17 protein-coding genes are annotated in these 19,006 nt (G+C 63.1%); 12 read left to right on the top strand and 5 right to left on the bottom strand.

The genetic code is table 11. The features are described from left to right. Window positions 1-161 precede the first annotated feature (161 nt). On the top strand, window positions 162-779 hold the full coding sequence (locus IN820_RS16750; RefSeq protein WP_193682048.1) for an FKBP-type peptidyl-prolyl cis-trans isomerase: 618 nt from the start codon (window positions 162-164) through the stop codon (window positions 777-779). 137 nt (window positions 780-916) lie between these two features. On the opposite strand, the gene IN820_RS16745 is transcribed toward IN820_RS16750, so the two are convergent. Beyond that, window positions 917-1,144, bottom strand: a complete 228-nt coding sequence (locus IN820_RS16745) for a PA4570 family protein (RefSeq protein ID WP_193682047.1) — start codon at window positions 1,142-1,144, stop codon at window positions 917-919. 158 nt (window positions 1,145-1,302) lie between these two features. Then, window positions 1,303-2,271 (bottom strand): polyprenyl synthetase family protein, encoded by a 969-nt coding sequence (locus tag IN820_RS16740; protein ID WP_193682046.1) that lies wholly within the window; start codon window positions 2,269-2,271, stop codon window positions 1,303-1,305. A gap of 242 nt (window positions 2,272-2,513) precedes the next feature. On the opposite strand from IN820_RS16740, the gene rplU reads away from it, so the two are divergent. The 5 genes from rplU to IN820_RS16715 all read left to right on the top strand — a co-directional run bounded on the left by rplU (window position 2,514) and on the right by IN820_RS16715 (window position 6,190). Continuing rightward, a complete protein-coding gene (gene rplU, locus IN820_RS16735) occupies window positions 2,514-2,825 on the top strand; it encodes a 50S ribosomal protein L21 (RefSeq protein ID WP_013981863.1) in 312 nt (103 codons plus the stop codon). A 35-nt stretch (window positions 2,826-2,860) separates the two neighbouring features. Then, the gene (rpmA, locus tag IN820_RS16730; RefSeq protein ID WP_003292362.1) at window positions 2,861-3,118 is read left to right on the top strand and encodes a 50S ribosomal protein L27; all 258 of its coding nucleotides are present in this window, start codon (window positions 2,861-2,863) and stop codon (window positions 3,116-3,118) included. Between the two features lie 169 nt (window positions 3,119-3,287). Then, a complete protein-coding gene (gene cgtA, locus IN820_RS16725; protein ID WP_193682045.1) occupies window positions 3,288-4,505 on the top strand; it encodes an Obg family GTPase CgtA in 1,218 nt (405 codons plus the stop codon). A 106-nt stretch (window positions 4,506-4,611) separates the two neighbouring features. Continuing rightward, window positions 4,612-5,730 (top strand): glutamate 5-kinase, encoded by a 1,119-nt coding sequence (gene proB, locus IN820_RS16720; RefSeq protein ID WP_193682044.1) that lies wholly within the window; start codon window positions 4,612-4,614, stop codon window positions 5,728-5,730. A 7-nt stretch (window positions 5,731-5,737) separates the two neighbouring features. Beyond that, a complete protein-coding gene (locus tag IN820_RS16715) occupies window positions 5,738-6,190 on the top strand; it encodes a CreA family protein (RefSeq protein ID WP_193682043.1) in 453 nt (150 codons plus the stop codon). Between the two features lie 159 nt (window positions 6,191-6,349). Here IN820_RS16715 and rpsT read toward each other — a convergent pair whose 3' ends face one another. Then, window positions 6,350-6,628: a 30S ribosomal protein S20 gene (gene rpsT, locus IN820_RS16710; RefSeq protein WP_003288018.1), complete on the bottom strand. Its 279-nt coding sequence runs from the start codon at window positions 6,626-6,628 to the stop codon at window positions 6,350-6,352. A 222-nt stretch (window positions 6,629-6,850) separates the two neighbouring features. Between rpsT and murJ the strand changes: the two genes are divergently transcribed. The 6 genes from murJ to ispH all read left to right on the top strand — a co-directional run bounded on the left by murJ (window position 6,851) and on the right by ispH (window position 14,414). After that, entirely contained in the window at window positions 6,851-8,398 is a 1,548-nt protein-coding gene (murJ, locus tag IN820_RS16705; RefSeq protein WP_193682042.1) for a murein biosynthesis integral membrane protein MurJ, read from the top strand. Window positions 8,399-8,482: 84 nt separating this feature from the next. Then, entirely contained in the window at window positions 8,483-9,439 is a 957-nt protein-coding gene (gene ribF, locus IN820_RS16700; RefSeq protein ID WP_193682041.1) for a bifunctional riboflavin kinase/FAD synthetase, read from the top strand. Next, window positions 9,436-12,267, top strand: a complete 2,832-nt coding sequence (ileS, locus tag IN820_RS16695; RefSeq protein WP_193682040.1) for an isoleucine--tRNA ligase — start codon at window positions 9,436-9,438, stop codon at window positions 12,265-12,267. The genes ribF and ileS overlap by 4 nt, the downstream gene beginning before the upstream one ends. Before the next feature lie 111 nt (window positions 12,268-12,378). Beyond that, on the top strand, window positions 12,379-12,882 hold the full coding sequence (lspA, locus tag IN820_RS16690) for a signal peptidase II (protein WP_193682039.1): 504 nt from the start codon (window positions 12,379-12,381) through the stop codon (window positions 12,880-12,882). Next, complete coding sequence (locus IN820_RS16685) at window positions 12,875-13,312, top strand: FKBP-type peptidyl-prolyl cis-trans isomerase (RefSeq protein ID WP_193682038.1); 438 nt, start codon at window positions 12,875-12,877, stop codon at window positions 13,310-13,312. Before lspA ends, IN820_RS16685 begins: the two co-directional genes overlap by 8 nt. 157 nt (window positions 13,313-13,469) lie before the next feature. Next, window positions 13,470-14,414 carry a 4-hydroxy-3-methylbut-2-enyl diphosphate reductase gene (ispH, locus tag IN820_RS16680; RefSeq protein ID WP_193682037.1) on the top strand — a complete coding sequence of 315 codons (945 nt, stop codon included), beginning with the start codon at window positions 13,470-13,472 and terminating at the stop codon, window positions 14,412-14,414. 423 nt (window positions 14,415-14,837) lie between these two features. On the opposite strand, the gene IN820_RS16675 is transcribed toward ispH, so the two are convergent. Together IN820_RS16675 and IN820_RS16670 are read right to left on the bottom strand one after the other, a co-directional pair. Beyond that, window positions 14,838-15,248: a type IV pilin protein gene (locus tag IN820_RS16675; protein WP_193682036.1), complete on the bottom strand. Its 411-nt coding sequence runs from the start codon at window positions 15,246-15,248 to the stop codon at window positions 14,838-14,840. A gap of 32 nt (window positions 15,249-15,280) precedes the next feature. After that, window positions 15,281-19,003 (bottom strand): pilus assembly protein, encoded by a 3,723-nt coding sequence (locus IN820_RS16670; protein WP_235989179.1) that lies wholly within the window; start codon window positions 19,001-19,003, stop codon window positions 15,281-15,283. Window positions 19,004-19,006 lie beyond the last annotated feature (3 nt).

Raw genomic sequence — 19,006 nt, 5'->3', positions numbered from 1 at the left:
TTTTTGTGGAACCGGCCGATATGGAGCTGGCGTCTGGTCCGTTCGGGGGGAGCAATCGGCCCTGCGTTCAGCAATCACCATGAGCGTGAGGACGGCAGGGGCAAAGCCGGACTGCGAGATGTGCTAGGCTGGCCGACCTTTTTTCCTATCGGAGCCCGGGCATGACCGATCTCAACCTCTCCACCGACGAAACCCGCGTGAGCTACGGCATCGGCCGCCAACTGGGCGACCAGCTGCGCGACAACCCGCCGCCGGGCGTCAGCCTGGATGCAGTGATCGCCGGCATCCGCGACGCCTTCGCCGGCGTGACCAGCCAGGTCAGCCCGGAGGCGCTGAATGCCAGCTTCGCCGTGATCCGCGAGCGCATGCAGGCCGAAGCGCAGAAGAAGGCCGAGGCTGCGGCGGCCGAAGGTCGCGACTTCCTCGCCGAGAATGCCAGGCGCGAAGGCGTGATCGTGCTGGAGTCGGGCCTGCAGTACGAAGTGTTGAGCACCGGCGAAGGTCCTCGCCCGAGCCGCGAGGACAGCGTGCGCACCCATTATCACGGGACCCTGATCAATGGCAGCGTGTTCGACAGCTCCTATCAGCGTGGCCAGCCTGCCGAGTTCCCGGTGAGCGGTGTGATCGCCGGCTGGACCGAGGCCCTGCAACTGATGAACGCGGGCAGCAAATGGCGCCTCTACGTACCGAGCGAGCTGGCCTACGGTGCCCAGGGCGTCGGCAGCATTCCGCCGCACAGCGCGCTGGTGTTCGACGTCGAACTGCTGGACGTGCTTTAAAGGCGGCAGGCCTCTTCAGGCCGGCGTGTAGGGGCGGGTGGGGACGCCGAGTCCATGCCCGCGAAACTTGCGGGGCCTGGATTCGCGAGCATGGCTCGCTCCTACGCCAACGCAAGCTCTCTGCCGCTTGCGCCGCTTCAAGGGCGCAACGCCCGGGCATAGCTGAACAGGAACAGGTTGCGGACCTGTTCCTTGAGCACGCAGGGCTCGGTCGTGCTCAACTCCTGCAGGTCCAGGTCGCCCTGTTCCCGCAGCTCCTCGAGCGCTTCCCCTTCGAGCGAAACGCATACTGCGCCAGTGTTGCGATCGAGTATCCGCAGGTAAGGCTGTGGGCGATCCAGCCAGGCATCTATCAGATAAGTCATGCGGCACCTCCAGTGAATTCTCTTGATGAGAATAATTGTTATTTGCAAAACTGCAAGCGCAAATGATCGCTGGGCCTGTGCCGACTGCTGGGGCATCGATGGGGAGAGAGGAGGGGGCTGGCAGCTGCGCCATGCGGCGCAGCATCGGGAGGAGGTGATCAGTGCGTGCGGGCCACGGCGAAACGGCAAAGCTCCGCCAGGGCGTCGCGATACCGATTGGCGGGAATGACTTCGAGGCAGGCAATGGCGCGCTCGACATGATCGCGGGCCAGCCTGGCGGTGTAGTCCAGGGCACCGCAGGCCTCCACGGCAGCGCGAATGCTTTCCAGGTCCTCGAGGCCGCCTTTCTGGATCGCCTTGCGTACCAGCGCGGCCTGCTCGGCGTCGCCTTCGCGCATGGTGTAGATCAGCGGCAGGGTCGGCTTGCCTTCGGCGAGATCGTCGCCGACGTTCTTGCCGAGGGTTTCCGTGTCGCCCTGATAGTCGAGCAGGTCGTCGACCAGCTGGAAGGCGATGCCGAGGTAGTCGCCGAAGGCGCGCAGGGCTTCGCGTTGCGCCTCGCTGGCGCCGGCCAGGGTGGCCGCGCTATGGGTGGAGGCCTCGAAGAGCATGGCGGTCTTGCCGCGGATGACTTCCATGTAGATTTCTTCGGTGGTGCTGGCGTCGCGGACCTTGGACAGCTGCAGCACTTCGCCCTCGGCGATGACCCGGGTCGCCTGGGAAATGATGCGCATGACCGGCATGGAATCCAGTTCCACCATCATTTCGAACGAGCGTGCATATAGAAAGTCGCCGACCAGCACGCTGGGCGCATTGCCCCACAGGGCGTTGGCGGTGGAGCGGCCGCGACGCATGCCGGACATGTCGACGACGTCGTCGTGCAGCAGCGTGGAGGTATGCAGGAATTCGATGATCGCGGCCAACAGGCGCAACTGGTCGCCCTGATGACCGAGCGCACTGCCGCTGAGTAGCACCAGCAGCGGACGCAGGCGCTTGCCGCCGGCCGAGGTGATGTAATCCCCGATCTTTTCCACCAGCGGAACGCGAGAAGTCAGTTGCTTGCGGATGATGCCGTCGACAGCGGCAAAATCGTCCGCCACAACTTGGTAGAAAGGCTGGGGTTGCATCGGGGACTCCTCGCAGGTTGCGCGGCATGCTAGGGGGCGGGTCTGGCACTGTCAAGGCGACACCGGTTGGCTATTGCGCGGGGGGTGGCGCATGCGTACAATCGCGGACCCTGAACTTCCCCCCTGGGCATTTCCCTGCCTTACGCAATTGCACGGGCGTCACTTCCGGCCCCATGCAGCCATGCCAGCCACCAACCATTCTTACAAAGCGCTGGGTGAGCAGGATCAACGGAGATACACAGATGTACGCAGTTATCGTTACCGGCGGCAAGCAGTACAAGGTTGCCGAAGGCGAATACCTCAAGATTGAAAAACTCGAAGTTCCGACTGGCGAAGCTGTCACTTTCGACCGCGTTCTGCTGATCGGCAACGGCGACGATGTGAAGATCGGCGCTCCGGTGGTCGATGGTGCCAAAGTCACCGCTGAAGTGGTCGCCCAGGGCCGCCACGACAAAGTGACCATCATCAAGTTCCGCCGTCGTAAGCACCACATGAAGCGTCAGGGCCACCGTCAGTGGTTCACTGAGGTCAAAATCACCGGTATTCAGGGCTAATCGGGCCTGGATCCCCTTATAGGAGTATTGAACTCATGGCACACAAAAAAGCTGGCGGTTCTACCCGCAACGGTCGCGACTCAGAAGCCAAACGCCTTGGCGTGAAGATGTACGGCGGCCAGGTCATCAAGGCCGGCAACATCATCGTGCGTCAGCGCGGCACCCAGTTCCATGCCGGTTACGGTGTGGGCATGGGCAAGGATCACACGCTCTTCGCCAAGGTCGAAGGTGTGGTCAAGTTCGAAGTGAAGGGCGCTTTCGGCCGTCGCTACGTGAGCGTCGTCGCAGCCTAACCGCGGCGTTGCTGGAAAAGCCCTGTCATGCGACGGGGCTTTTTTGTTTCTGTATCCTTGTGAGGCTCTTGCAAAGAACTGCTCGGTACTCATTCAGTTTTCGCTGGGTTTTTTGCAAGACCCTTACGTTCTTGTTTCTTAAGCCCGTCCTGCGACGGGAGGCGTTCCCATGAAATTCGTCGATGAAGTATCGATTTTTGTAAAGGCCGGTGACGGTGGCAACGGCATGATGAGCTTCCGTCGGGAGAAGTTCATCGAGAAAGGTGGCCCCAACGGTGGCGATGGCGGTGACGGCGGCTCGGTGTATCTGGAGGCCGACGAGAACCTCAACACCCTGGTGGACTACCGCTATACCCGTCGCTTCAATGCGCAGAACGGGCAGAAGGGTGGAAGCACCGACTGCACTGGCGCCAAGGGTGACGATCTGATCCTGCCGGTGCCGGTCGGTACCACCGTGATCGACGCCGCGACCCAGGAAATCATGGGTGACCTGACCAAGGCCGGCCAGCGCCTGCTGGTGGCCCAGGGTGGCTGGCACGGGCTGGGCAACACGCGTTTCAAGTCCAGTACCAACCGTGCGCCGCGGCAGACCACGCCGGGCAAGCCGGGCGATGCGCGCGATCTCAAGCTGGAGCTGAAAGTGCTGGCCGACGTCGGCCTGCTGGGGTTGCCGAATGCCGGCAAGAGCACTTTCATCCGCTCGGTTTCCGCAGCCAAGCCTAAGGTGGCCGATTATCCCTTCACGACGCTGGTGCCGAATCTCGGCGTGGTCAGCGTGGGTCGCTACAAGAGCTTCGTGATCGCCGATATCCCCGGGCTCATCGAGGGGGCGGCGGAAGGCGCCGGACTGGGGATTCGCTTCCTCAAGCATCTGGCGCGCACGCGCCTGTTGCTGCATCTGGTCGACATGGCGCCGCTGGACGACAGCGATCCGGCCGATGCGGCCGAGGTCATCCTGCGCGAGCTGGAGAAATTCAGCCCGGCCTTGATGCAGCGCGACCGCTGGCTGGTGCTGAACAAGGCCGATCAGCTGCTCGACGAAGAGCGCGAGGAGCGCATGCGGCAGGTGGTCGAGCGCCTGGAGTGGGATGGGCCGGTATTCGTGATTTCCGCGCTGGAGGGCGAGGGCACCGAGGCGTTGACCCAGGCGATCATGCGCTATCTCGACGAGCGCACGCTGCGCATCGCCGAGGAGCCGGACTATGCCGAGGCGCTGGCCGAGCTGGATCGGCAGATCGAGGACGAGGCGCGCGCGCGGCTGCAGGAGCTCGATGATCAGCGCGCGCTGCGGCGCGCCGGGGTCAAGGCGGCGGACGAGGTCGATGATGACGACTTCGACGACGATGACGATGACGAAGGTGGTGCCGAAATCATCTACGTCCGCTGAGCCGGAATCCGGGTCGCGCGGCGGCCCGGTTCATGCGAGTGGTCGGCGGGCTGGCTCGTGCGCAGCCCGATCCAGAAGTGTTTTGGCCGGATAGAAGGCGGGAACGATGCGGGACAAGGTGAGCGGCGCGCGGCGCTGGGTGGTGAAGATCGGCAGTGCGTTGTTGACCGCCGATGGGCGTGGTCTGGATCAGGCGGCGATGGCGGTGTGGGTGGACCAGATGGTGGCCCTGCGCGAGGCTGGCGTGGAGTTGGTGCTGGTGTCGTCCGGCGCGGTTGCCGCCGGAATGAGTCGTCTGGGCTGGGCAGGCAGGCCCAAGGCGGTGCATGAGCTGCAGGCGGCCGCCGCGGTGGGCCAGATGGGGCTGATCCGTGCCTGGGAATCGAGCTTCGCCCGGCGCGACCAGCAGACCGCGCAGATCCTGGTCACCCATGACGACCTTTCCGACCGCAAGCGCTATCTCAATGCGCGCAGCACCCTGCGTACGCTCATCGATCTCGGCGTGGTACCGGTCATCAACGAGAACGACACCGTCGTCACCGACGAGATCCGCTTCGGTGACAACGATACCCTCGGCGCGCTGGTGGCCAACCTGGTCGAGGCCGATCTGCTGGTCATCCTCACCGATCGGGACGGCATGTTCGATGCCGATCCTCGTTTCAATCTCCAGGCCAATCTCATCAGCGAGGCGCGCGCCGACGATCCGGCGCTGGATGCCGTGGCCGGCGGTACCGGTGGTGCGCTGGGGCGCGGCGGCATGCAGACCAAGCTGCGCGCGGCGCGCCTGGCTGCGCGTTCCGGTGCGCACACGGTGATCGTCGGTGGGCGCATCGAGCAGGTGCTGGCGCGACTCAAGGCTGGCGAGCGCCTGGGTACGCTGCTGGCGCCCGAGTGCAGTCGGCATGCGGCACGCAAGCAATGGCTGGCCGGGCATTTGCAGACCCGTGGCACGCTGACGCTGGATGACGGTGCCGTGCATGCGCTGCGCCAGGGGCATCGCAGCCTGTTGCCGGTCGGTGTGAAGGCGGTTCAGGGTGCGTTTCGCCGTGGCGAGATGGTGGTCTGCGTCGGCCCTCAGGGGGCGGAGGTCGCGCGGGGGCTGGTGAACTACAGCGCGGCCGAGGCGCAGCGGATTCTCGGGCGGCCATCCGACGAGATCGAGAAGCTGCTCGGCTACGTCGACGAGCCGGAGCTGATTCATCGCGACAACATGATTCTGGTCTGAGGTGCTTATGCGTCTGGCGATCGTGGCATTGATGCTGGGGTTGGTACCCCAGTTGGCAGTCGCCGAGCAGGTCGGCGAGGTCGATACGGCGTTCAAGTGGCTCGGGCCGAACCACAAGATCGTCGTCGAGGCGTTCGACGACCCCAGGGTCGAAGGCGTGACCTGTTACCTTTCGCGAGCCAAGACCGGCGGCATCAAGGGTGGGCTGGGACTCGCGGAGGATCGGGCCGAGGCGTCGATCGCCTGCCGCCAGGTCGGGCCCATTCGCTTCGATGGCCAACTGAAGGATGGCGAAGTGGTGTTCAAGGAGCGCACGTCGCTGGTGTTCAAGAGCATGCAGGTGGTGCGCTTCTTCGATGAGGCGCGCAATGCGCTGGTCTATCTCGTCTACAGCGATCGGCTCATCGAGGGCAGTCCGCAGAATGCGGTGACGGCGATTCCGATCCTGCCCTGGCCGTAGGTTGGGTTGAGCGCAGCGAAGCCCAACGGGCAGGATGTCGGGCGGTGCTTGAGCGTGTTGGGCTTCGTCGCTGCGCTCCTCAACCCAACCTACGAAGCTGCCAGGAGCTGCAGACATAAAAAAACCGGCGCCAGGCCGGTTTTTTCAAGAACCTGCAGTTCAGGCTGCAGCAGCTTCGCCGAGGGCCTTGATGTGGCCGTTCAGGCGGCTCTTGTGACGAGCGGCTTTGTTCTTGTGGATGATGCCTTTGTCGGCCATGCGGTCGATGACCGGCACGGCGGCGGTGTAGGCTGCGCGGGCCTTGTCCAGGTCCTTGGCGTCGATGGCCTTGACCACATTCTTGATGTAGGTGCGAACCATGGAGCGCAAGCTGGCGTTGTGGCTGCGACGCTTCTCAGCCTGAATTGCGCGTTTTTTGGCGGAAGGGCTGTTGGCCACCGTCGAACTCCTCGAAAACGTGGGGGATTGCAAAGCAAATAAGGCCGCGAATCATGCCGACGCGGCGGGCGCTTGTCAAGCCCGGTCGAATGGCTCGAGATGCTGGTCGGACAGATGGGCTGGGGCTAAACTCGCCGGCTCGTTTCGTGTCGTAACTGGCCATCGATCCGGTCGACGCTGCGCGCTCGGTCGATCAATCTCGCTGCAATTCTAGGAAGACAAATGTCCGAAAAAACCGGCAAGGGCGGATTGTTGCGTTCCAGCGCGGTGGTCAGTGTGATGACCCTGTTGTCGCGCGTGCTGGGCATGGTACGCGATATGGTGGTCGCCAGCTACTTCGGCTCCGGGGCGGCGGCGGACGCCTTCTTCATCGCCTTCAAGATTCCCAACTTCCTGCGCCGGCTGTTCGCCGAGGGCGCCTTCGCCCAGGCGTTCGTACCGGTGCTGTCGGAATACCGCACCAAGCGCACGCTCGCCGACGTCAAGCTGCTGGTGGACCGTACCGCCGGGATGCTGGGCCTGATTCTCGCGGGGTTGACCGCGTTGGGCGTGCTGTTCGCGCCCTATGTGGTAATGGTTTTCGCGCCGGGCTTCCATGACGATCCGGCGAAGATGCAGCTTGCCGGCGAACTGCTGCGCATCACCTTCCCCTACCTGATGCTGATTTCGCTGACGGCCTTCACCTCGGGCGTGCTCAACAGCTACGGCTACTTCGCCGTGCCGGGCTTCACCCCGGTGCTGCTCAACGTCTGCATGATCGTTTCGGCGGTTTTCCTCACGCCGTACTTCGATCAGCCGATCATGGCGCTGGCCTGGGGCGTGTTCATCGCCGGCTTCGCCCAGTTGGCCTTCCAGCTGCCCTACGTCGCCCGGCTGGGCCTGTTGCCGAGGCCGCGGGTCAAGCTTGGCGACGAGGGCGTGCGGCGCATCATGCTGTTGATGGTGCCGGCACTGTTCGGGGTCTCGGTCAGCCAGATCAACCTGCTGCTCGATACCGTACTGGCGTCCTTTCTGCAGACCGGCAGCGTGTCCTGGCTGTATTACGCCGATCGCCTGTCCGAGCTGCCGCTGGGGGCGTTCGGCATCGCCATCGGTACGGTGATCCTGCCGAGCCTGTCGCGCCAGCATGCTGGTGAGGACCCGAAGGCGTTTTCCTCGACGCTCGACTGGGCGTTGCGCATGGTGTTGCTGGTCGGCGTTCCCGCTGCGCTGGCGCTGGGCATTCTCGCCGAGCCGATGATCGCCAGCCTCTTCTATTACGGCGCCATGAGCGAGGAAGCGGTGGTGCAGTCGGCCAGGGCGCTGCAGGCGTATTCGCTGGGCGTGCTGGCGTTCATGCTGATCAAGGTGCTTGCGCCTGGCTTCTTTGCGCGCCAGGACCTGAAGACGCCGGTGCGCGTGGCGGTCATCTGCATGGTGGCGAACATGGTGATGAACCTCATCCTGATCTGGCCGCTCAAGCATGTCGGGCTGGCGCTGGCGACGTCGCTGTCGTCCATGCTCAACGCCGTTCTCCTGTTCTGGGGGCTGTACAAGATCGGCGTGTACCGCCCGGCGCCGGGGTGGTGGTCGTTCGGGCTGCGCCTGGCGGCTGCCTGTGCGGCAATGGTGGCGGTGGTCTGGTGGCTCAACGTGCCGGCGCAGGAGTGGTTCGCCTGGGGCTGGCAGCAGCGCGCGCTGCGCCTGGGATTGCTGGTCTGTGCCGGTCTGGCAGCATTTGCCGGCGGACTTCTGCTGGCAGGCCTGCGGCCCCGACATTTGCGACACTGATCGATGCTGCCAGGCCGATGCAAACCTGTCCGGGATGCTCGCCACATGCGTATAATCGGCCACTTTTCAAGCAAGAAGTGCGGTATGCAGCTGGTTCGAGGCCTTCACAATCTGCGACCCCGGCATCGGGGTTGCGTCGCCACCATCGGCAACTTCGACGGCGTGCACCGGGGGCATCAGGCCATCCTGGCGCGCCTGCGCGAACGTGCGGCCGAGCTGGTGCTGCCCAGCTGCGTGGTGATCTTCGAGCCGCAGCCGCGTGAATTCTTCTCCCCGGACAGGGCGCCTGCGCGCCTGACCCGGCTGCGTGAAAAGTTGCAACTGCTGAGCGAGCAGGGTGTCGATCGGGTGCTGTGCCTGGCCTTCAATCGGCGGCTGCGTGAACTGAGTGCCGCGGAATTCGTTCACGCCACGCTGGTGGAAGGGCTGGGGGTGCAGCATCTGGAAGTCGGCGACGATTTCCGTTTCGGCTGTGATCGTGCCGGCGACTTCAACTTCCTGCTCGAGGCCGGTGCCGCCGAAGGCTTCACCGTCGAGGCCGCCACCACCATCGAGGTGGCTGGCGAGCGGGTCAGCAGCACACGGTTGCGCCAGGTGCTGGCCGATGGCGATCTACCGCTGGCCGAAGCGCTGCTCGGTCGGCCGTTCGGCATCACCGGCCGGGTCATGCACGGGCAGAAACTCGGTCGCCAGTTGGGCGCGCCGACCGCCAACGTCCAGCTCAAGCGCCGCAATACGCCGCTCAGCGGGGTGTTCGTGGTCAGCCTCGAACTGGATGGCCAGCCGCTGGCCGGCGTGGCCAACATCGGCATGCGACCTTCGGTCGAAAGCGACGGCAAGCCGCACCTGGAAGTGCACCTGCTCGACTATCAGGGCGATCTTTACGGTCGCCTGGTGCAGGTGACCTTCCTGCGCAAGCTGCGCGACGAGCAGCGTTTCGCCTCGCTGGAGGCACTCAAGACGGCGATCGACGCGGACATCGCCGCTGCCCGCGATTACTGGCGGGCTTCACCCCTTCACCACGAGTCAGGACTGAAATGACCGATTACAAAGCGACCCTCAATCTGCCGTCCACGGCATTTCCGATGAAGGCCGGTCTGCCACAGCGCGAGCCGGAGATTCTGCAGCGCTGGAACAGCATCGACCTGTACCGGAAGCTGCGGCAGATCGGCGAAGGTCGCCCGAAATTCGTCCTGCACGATGGCCCACCGTACGCCAACGGCAACATCCACATCGGCCATGCGGTGAACAAGGTGATCAAGGACATGATCGTCCGTTCGCGCACCCTGGCCGGTTTCGACGCGCCCTACGTGCCGGGCTGGGACTGCCACGGCCTGCCGATCGAGCACAAGGTCGAGACCACCTTCGGCAAGAACCAGCCGGCCGATCTGACCCGCGAGCGCTGCCGCGCCTACGCCGCCGAACAGATCGAAGGGCAGAAGGCCGACTTCATCCGCCTCGGCGTGCTCGGCGACTGGGACAATCCCTACAAGACCATGGATTTCGCCAACGAAGCCGGCGAGATCCGCGCGCTGGCGAAGATGGTCGAGGGCGGTTTCGTCTTCAAGGGCCTGAAGCCGGTGAACTGGTGCTTCGACTGCGGCTCGGCGCTGGCCGAGGCGGAAGTCGAATACCAGGACAAGAAGTCCGATGCCATCGACGTGGCCTTCGCCGTCGAGGACGCCGACAAGCTGGCCGCCGCCTTCGGCGTGGCGAATCTGGCCAAGCCGACCAGCATCGTCATCTGGACCACCACGCCCTGGACCATCCCGGCCAACCAGGCGCTCAACGTGCATCCGGAGTTCGTCTACGCACTGGTCGACACCGGCGATCGCCTGCTGGTGCTGGCCGAAGAGCTGGTTGAATCCTGTCTGGCGCGCTACGGCCTGCAGGGCGAGATCGTCGCCCGCTGCGAAGGCCAGGCGCTGGAGCTGATCCGCTTCCGTCATCCGTTCTACGAGCGTTTCGCCCCGGTCTACCTGGCCGAGTACGTGGAAACCGGCGCCGGTACCGGCATCGTCCACTCGGCGCCGGCCTACGGCGAGGACGACTTCCGTTCCTGCAAGCACTACGGCATGGAGAACGACGACATCCTCGGCCCGGTGCAGAGCAATGGCGTCTACGTGCCGGACCTGCCGTTCTTCGGCGGCCAGTTCATCTGGAAGGCCAACCCGAACATCGTTGCCAAGCTCGCCGAAGTCGGCGCGCTGCTCAAGCACGAGTCGATCCAGCACAGCTACATGCACTGCTGGCGGCACAAGACGCCGCTGATCTACCGCGCCACCGCGCAGTGGTTCGTCGGCATGGACAAGGTCGCCCACGATGGCAGTTCGCTGCGCCGCCGCGCACTGGATGCCATCGAGCAGACCGAGTTCGTCCCGGCCTGGGGCCAGGCGCGCCTGCACGGCATGATCGCCGGGCGCCCGGACTGGTGCATCTCGCGCCAGCGTACCTGGGGCGTGCCGATCCCGTTCTTCCTGCACAAGGAAAGCGGCGAGCTGCATCCGCGTACCGTCGAGCTGATGGAGGCGGTGGCGCAGCGCGTCGAGCAGGGCGGCATCGAGGCCTGGTCGAAGCTGGATGCGGCCGAGCTGCTGGGCGACGAAGCGGCGCAGTACGAGAAGATCAGCGACACCCTGGACGTCTGGTTCGATTCCGGCACCACCCACTGGCACGTGATGCGCGGCTCGCACCCCATGGGCCACGAACAGGGGCCGCGCGCCGATCTCTATCTGGAGGGCTCCGACCAGCATCGTGGCTGGTTCCATTCCTCCTTGCTGACCGGCGCGGCCATCGACGGCCACGCGCCCTACAAGGGCCTGCTCACCCATGGTTTCACCGTGGACGAGAACGGCCGCAAGATGTCCAAGTCCCTCGGCAACGTCATCGCGCCACAGGAAATCACCGACAGCATGGGCGCCGACATCCTGCGTCTGTGGGTCTCGGCCACCGACTACTCCGGTGAGATGGCCGTGTCCAAGCAGATCCTGCAGCGCAGCGCCGATGCCTACCGGCGTATCCGCAACACCGCGCGTTTCCTGCTCTCCAACCTGGATGGCTTCGATCCGGCGCAGCACATGGTGCCCAACGAGCAACTGATCGCCCTCGACCGCTGGGCCATCGACCGTGCCCTGCTGCTGCAGCGCGAGATCGAGGAAGCCTACGGCACCTACAAGTTCTGGAACGTCTACCAGAAGGTGCACAACTTCTGCGTGCAAGAGCTGGGCGGCTTCTACCTCGACATCATCAAGGACCGCCAGTACACCACCGGCGCCGACAGCCTGCCGCGCCGTTCCTGCCAGACCGCGCTGTACCACATCGCCGAGGCGCTGGTGCGCTGGATCGCGCCGATCCTGGCGTTCACCGCCGAGGAGATCTGGCAATACCTGCCGGGCGAGCGCAACGAGTCGGTGATGCTCAACACCTGGTACGAAGGTCTGGCCGAGCTGCCGCAGGATGCCGAGCTGGATCGCACCTTCTGGGACCAGGTGATGGCGGTCAAGGCCGCGGTGAACAAGGAGCTGGAAAACCAGCGCGCGGCCAAGACCCTCGGCGGCAACCTGCAGGCGGAAGTCACGCTGTATGCCGAGGAGGCGCTGGTTGCCGAACTGGCCAAGCTGGGCAACGAGCTGCGCTTCGTGCTGATCACCTCGGCCGTCGCGGTCGCCCCGCTGGCGCAAGCTCCCGCCGAGGCGGTGGCGAGCGAGCTGACCGGGCTCAAGCTGCTGGTGAAGAAGACCGAGCACGCCAAGTGCGGCCGCTGCTGGCACCATCTGCCGGATGTCGGCAGTCACGCCGAGCATCCTGAAATCTGCGGACGCTGCGTGGAGAATATCGAGGGCGCTGGCGAGGTTCGTCACTATGCGTGACCCCGTGCGTACTACCGTAGGGTGGGCTTCAGCCCACCATTACGATGTTGCCTTCAGTCTCGGTGGGCTAAAGCCCACCCTACCGCGCGGTGTTCTAGCGGAGGCAACTGCATGAGCGCACGTTTCGGCAAGCTCGCCTGGCTATGGCTCAGCGTGCTGGTCGTCGCCTTCGATCAGGCGGCCAAGCACTGGTTCGAGGCCAATTTCAGCCTGTACCAGAGGGTCGAGGTCATTCCCGACTACTTCGCCTGGACGCTGGCCTACAACACCGGCGCCGCTTTCAGCTTTCTCGCCGATCACAGCGGCTGGCAGCGCTGGCTGTTCGCGGTGATCGCGATCGGTGTGAGCGTCGTGCTGGTGGTCTGGCTCAAGCGGCTGAAGGCCAATGAAACCTGGCTGGCGGTGGCGTTGGCCCTGGTTCTGGGTGGCGCGCTGGGCAACCTCTACGACCGGGTGGTGTTGGGCCACGTGGTCGATTTCATCCTGGTGCATTGGCAGAACCGCTGGTATTTCCCGGCGTTCAACATCGCCGACAGTGCCATTACCGTAGGCGCCGTGATGCTGGCGCTGGATATGTTCAAGAGCAACAAGACCGGAGAATCCGCACATGACTGAACAGCGCATTGGGCCGGACAAGGAAGTTACCCTGCATTTCGCGCTTGGCCTGGAAACGGGCGAGCTGGTCGACAGCACGTTCGACAAGAAACCCGCGACCTTCACAGTCGGTGACGGCAATCTTCTGCCGGGCTTCGAGCAACAGCTCTACGGCCTCCAGGCCGGCGACCGGCGCACCCTGCAGATTGCGCCCGAGCAGGGCTTCGGTCAGCCCAATCCGCAGAACGTGCAGGTCATGCCGCGCAGCCAGTTCGAGGGCATGGAGCTCTCCGAAGGGCTGATGGTGAGCTTCCAGGATGCCTCTCGCGCCGAACTGCCGGGCGTGGTGAAGGCCTTCGATGACAACCAGGTCACCATCGATTTCAATCATCCGCTGGCCGGCAAGACGCTGTCCTTCGAAGTCGAGATCATCGAGGTCAAGCCGGTCTAGAGCCCGCCGGGCCAGGGCCGAAGAGGTAGGAGCCTGGGGACGCCGAGTCCTTGCTGGCGATCAGGCCCGACAGCATAGCGCAAGGGCGTCGAAGAACGCCCTGCAGCGTATCGCGCTACACTTCCCCCATTTTCAAGCTCCGCGTGCCGAGACCACCATGCAAATCAAACTCGCCAATCCCCGCGGCTTCTGCGCGGGCGTCGACCGCGCCATCGAGATCGTCAACCGCGCCCTGGAAGTCTTCGGCCCGCCGATCTACGTGCGTCACGAAGTCGTGCACAACAAGTTCGTAGTGGAGGACCTGCGTGCGCGTGGCGCGGTCTTCGTCGAGGAACTGGACCAGGTGCCGGATGACGTCATCGTCATCTTCAGCGCCCACGGTGTGTCCCAGGCCGTACGGCAGGAGGCGGAAAAGCGCGGCCTGAAAGTGTTCGACGCCACCTGCCCGCTGGTGACCAAGGTGCACCTCGAGGTCACCAAATACAGTCGTGAAGGGCGCGAATGCATCCTCATCGGTCACCAGGGGCATCCGGAAGTCGAAGGCACCATGGGGCAGTACGATGACCGCAACGGTGGTGCCATCTATCTGGTCGAAGACGAGGAAGACGTCGCCAGGCTGCAGGTGCGCAACCCCGAGGCGCTGGCCTTCGTCACCCAGACCACGCTGTCCATGGATGACACCAGTCGCGTCATCGATGCCCTGCGCAGCAAATTCCCCAGCATCGGCGGGCCGCGCAAGGACGATATCTGCTACGCCACACAGAATCGCCAGGATGCAGTGAAGCAACTGGCCGACGAGTGCGACGTGGTACTGGTGGTCGGCAGCCCCAACAGCTCCAACTCCAACCGCCTGCGTGAACTCGCCGAACGCATGGACACCCCGGCCTACCTGATCGACGGCGCCGAGGACCTCGAGCCCGAGTGGTTCGAGAACATCCAGCGCATCGGCATCACCGCCGGCGCCTCGGCGCCGGAAGTGCTGGTGCGTGGGGTGATCGAAAAGCTGAAAGAGTGGGGCGCCAGCGGCACGGATGAACTGCAGGGGCGGCCGGAAAACGTGACGTTTTCGATGCCGAAGGAGTTGCGGGTGAAGGCGCTGTAAGGCGCATAATACTGCCCGAGAAAGCTGCATGTGCACATCGCGCCCGTAGGAGCCCGGGGGACGCCGAGTCCTAGCCGTCGATCATCGGCGTTGCGGCCGATCGCCCGCAAGCGGGCTCCACAGGGGGGGCGAAAGGCTAATCCATGTACGTGCCCGACAGACGCGTGGGCAAGGCTTCGCCGTTGTCCATCCTTGCGGACGGGCGGAAGCTCTAAGATTTATCCAATAAAAACAAAGCGTTATTTTATGCTGATAAGAGCCTGTGATGCTGCAACCGGCTTATGGTCTTGAGTGAACAGCCTTTGCCGTAAGGCGCAGCCTCTCTTTGGTGTTTCGTGCCGGACGGGTGACATCCGCCGACACGGCAAGACCATTCCTCAATGGCGGGTAGGGCGGGTTGCACCCGCCCTACAGGGCAGAGGGTCAACGCCAGCAATCTTCGATGGCTTTGCTGCCGCTGCGTCCTTTTCTGCCGAGATCATCCAAGGTCAGATCGCCACACTTGGCATCGTTGAACTCTTGTTTCGCCGTTAGGATGTAACCGTTGTTGTTGGCTTCATCAACGGCTAGGGTGTATTTCCCGGTTTCTGACTTGTTGCCATTCTTCAGTCCCAACTTGGCGATATCCGCGTCGGAGGTGACGTAGGCATTGTTCTGCGCGAAGTAGCGCTCCTGCCGGGCGGAGGCGTCGCTCAGCAGGGCCTGGCCTTCGGTACGGTTGCCACGCTTGACGTATTCGTCGTAGCTCGGGTACGCAATGGCTGCCAGAATGCCGATGATGGCGACCACGATCATGAGTTCGATCAGGGTGAAACCGGTCTGGACCCGTTTCATGGACTGCTCCGTTGATACTGCTGGTTTCATCTCTACTCCCCTTCGATTCGGCGCCAGCTCTGGCGGCCCAGACTGGCTGGGTCCGGGTAGATGTTCACGCACTCCTGGCCAGTGCAGTACTGGTAGGTTCCGTCGGAATCCTGCGAAAGGGTGCCGCCCCCTTCGCCGTCCTGGCGGATTGCGGAAATGTTGCTCGTCTCGATGTCTGTGGTGGGCCTGTAGTCGAAGGCGTTGTGGGACGTTCTGCCGCCAGTGAAGGGGTTGATGGCATAGGTCCAGTTGGTGGCGCCATCACCGCAGGGGTCGTCGTTGGGGATCAGCGTCTGGAAGAATACCGTACGACCCAGTTGCGACATGTTCTCCACCACCATTTCGCCCTCGCTCTGCCGCAGGTTCAGGTACCAGCCATTCTGTGCCGACTGGTTTTCGCTTGCCTGCCAACTGACATTGTTGTTGCTGATGACCAGGCCCTGGCGGGTCGAGCCATCGGCCTCGACGGTGGTCTGGGTCACGATCTCCTGCTCTTGCAGGCTGGTGCGGCTGATATTCGGATTGCTGGCTTCCTCGCCCAGGGTCTGCTTGTCCCAGATGCCGTAGACGGTCTGCGCGATGCTCTTGTCGCCTTCCTTGTCGCCGGTCTCGAAGAATTTGCCGGTACCGAAAACGACCAGATAGCCAGATCCGGTGGGGTGCAGTACCAGGCTGGGAGCGGACGTGATGGGTTGACGAGTGCTGCCGTTGTCTGCCACCGCGCTGAACAGTGGCCTCCCACCATAGGCCACTTCGAAATTCGAGACAGCGTTTTCGCTATCGTCTTCGGTGGTGAAGGGCGCGGTGTCGCTACGGCCGTTACGCAGCAGGTCGAAGCGCCAGACGTTGCCCTGCAGGTCTCCCGCGTAGGCATAGTCCGCTACACCGTCGGCGTTGTAGTCGGCAAGCTTTGGAGTGGACAGACCATTGGCGATACCATCCACACCCTCGACTTCCAGGCTGTTGAGCAGAGTCCCTTCCATGGCATCGACGATGAACAGCGCGGCCTTGCCGTTGGTGTTGTTGGCGCTTTCATAGCCATTGCCGAACACCACGGTCCATGTTCCGGTATGCAGGCGCGCAATGGTTGGTTGGGAGAAGCTGTAGCCCATTTTCACCGCGGCGTCGTCAGGCAGGCTGCTGTCGTCGAACTCCCAAAGCAGCTTCTCGCTGCCTGGGGTGGTGATGTCCAGGGCGAATATCGATTTGCCGCCTGCTTTCAGGGTGCCGACCAGGATGGTGCGCCATTCAGTACCGTCGAATACGTCGGCCACGACGGGACTGCCGTCGACATAGAACTCATGGCTGTAGTTAGCACCGGTTAGCTTGTTCAGCTTGTGGAACACCGCACTTGGAATAAAGGCGAACTCCTCGACCCCGGTTTGGGCATTGAAACCATGCAGCATGCCGTCGTTGCCGCCGACATAGAGACGCGGGGTGCGCTGGGCGATGGCGGTGGCGAAAGTGGTGTAGGCGGTGTTGCCTTCGAGCCTGTTGCTGAAATTGACCAGGTAGCGCGGCCCGGACACCACCGCTGGGCTGGACGAGTAGAAGTCGCCCAGTACACCACTGCGCTGGCGGAAGGTGGTGCCTTCACCGCTACGGTTGCCGCGCAGATACTCTAGCCGCTGCGCGCCCAAGCCATCGGTTACGTTGCTGTTTTCCGGGTTGCGGCTGAGCAGATTGGCCAGCGTGCCGTTGGCGGTGGCGGAGCCGGCATTGGCCCAGCTGAAATCCACCAGCCCGCTATTGGTGTTGCCGGCAATCTTGATCGTGCGGCTTTGCCAGCCGGGTACCTTGTTCTTGGCGCTCCATATTTCGGCGGTTTCGAAGGTGTTGCTCTGGGCGTTCCAGGCCTTCTCGAAGCGTTTGACATCGCCGGACCAGTTGTCGTCGCTGGCGTAAGAAGTCTGGTAGGAGACGGTCTTGACCGTGCCATTGTCGTTTTCGTCGGCACTGACCTGGCCGGAATTGATGGCCGGCCGGGCGGCGGTGGATTTGCGATCGGCAATGCGCGACAGAATGTCGTCGAACGCCTGGACCATGGTTTCCGGACTGTCGACGCTGAAGAATTCGCCCCGTGAGTTGATTGCGGCGTGCCACAGGTCATAGACGTTATTGTTGTTGCCCGAAGCGCTGGCGGGTGGCCAGGTTGCGTTACCGGCCAACAGTGCTTGGTAGCCGACGCCTTTGTGGGTGCCGCCCTCCCATGGAATATCCGAACGATCCATGGCTTCGGTCAGGCCCAGGCCCATCATGAAGTTGGTCATGTGTTGCCAGGTGGCCGGGTCGTTGCGCGGATCCCAATAGTCGGTTGTGGAATCGCCGCTCTTGAAGGGAAGGTAAGGCGGTAGTTCGTTGTCGAGGGTCGGGTTCAGATCGGTTGCCCAATAGTGCATGGCCAGGTCGGCAAGCGTGTTGTTCTGACTGTCATGGTAAGGGGCCTGGCCGCTGTAACTGCGCTGGCCGTCGGGCAGGTCGAAGGTGGTGGCGTCGTGACGGAAACTGCCGGGCGCGCTGACCGATTCGTTCCACAAACCATCGGTCATCATGATGTGGTAGCTGGCGCGGCAGGCGTAGGTATTCTGCGTCGTGTTGCCGGTACCGTTGGGGTTCTTCTGCCAGGGCGTTGCGGTCTTGAAGAACTCACCTGCACGCTTCATGGCGGCCGGCAGGTAGGTACTCTGGTTGAAATTGATATTTTGCAGCCAGGTATACAGCTGGCCCTTGTGCTCGGGTGAGTAGGCCTTGAAGGCGTTGTTTCGGCAGTTGCTGTCGTTGCCGTTGAAGGTGGTGCAGCGACCCAGCCCTTGCCAGGTCAGGCGTACGGCCGGAGACAGGTCGTAAAAGGCCAGCGCCGCGGCGGAAATGGTTGCCAGGCCACGGTTGCGGTAGAAGGAATACCAGTTGGCGAAGTTCTGCTGTTCATCGCTGCCGACGAATTGAAGGGTGTAACAGTCATCGTTGTCGAACGTGCAGTTCGCCGCTTTGCTCGAGTCGTAAATGTAGTAGTACGCTGGGACTCCCTTGCGTGCCCAACTGCCTGTATAGCGGCCATTACTGCTATTGTAGGTGCAGTCTCCAGCAACCCAGTTATCAGTAGCGGCAGTGCAAGTCCGAGTTGAGTTCCAGCCACCGGTATCAGCACCGCGAGTGATCTTAATCGTTTTCCCTGTGCTGAGATTGCAAGTTTTGTATGAGCCGTTGCTATTCAGAGACTCCACATAACAGGAAAAGTCTGCAGAGGGGTTTTCCGCCAACCGGTTGCTGGTGCTGCTATAGCCGTAGCTGGTGGGCAAACCCTCTTCCAGCACATAGGTCCAAGACACCTTGTAGCCGTCAGAGAGATTCAGATTACCGCGATCGCTGTTGTAACCGTTGACCAGAGCCGAGGTGAAACTGGTGGAAAGCTGGTTCTCGTTGCCTGATGCGTCGAAGACGATCGGCGCCTGGTAGCTCGCCTCCTGGTTGTAGTAGATCGGGTTGAAGGTGCTCGACTTGGCGCGGCGTGTAGTGGAATAGCCGCTTTTGTTATCCGGAGCGAAGGCCCAGCGCATACTGCCCGAGTCGTCGAGGGTCAGCAGCATGTTCGGCGGAACGCCTACGGTCAGGCTCAACGGGCTCTGGGAGACGGTCGCAAAGGCATCGGCAGCACTGAGCAGGAGCACGCCGAAGACCGCGTACGAGAGCGTCTTGGTGCGAGAGTGGGGACGGGAACGGAGCATGGT

Origin of the sequence: Pseudomonas lopnurensis, assembly GCF_015070855.1 — a bacterium.
Classification (GTDB): Bacteria; Pseudomonadota; Gammaproteobacteria; order Pseudomonadales; family Pseudomonadaceae; genus Stutzerimonas; species Stutzerimonas lopnurensis.
Note: the sequence above shows the minus strand (reverse complement) of the source record. Positions and strands in the feature narration are given on the sequence as shown.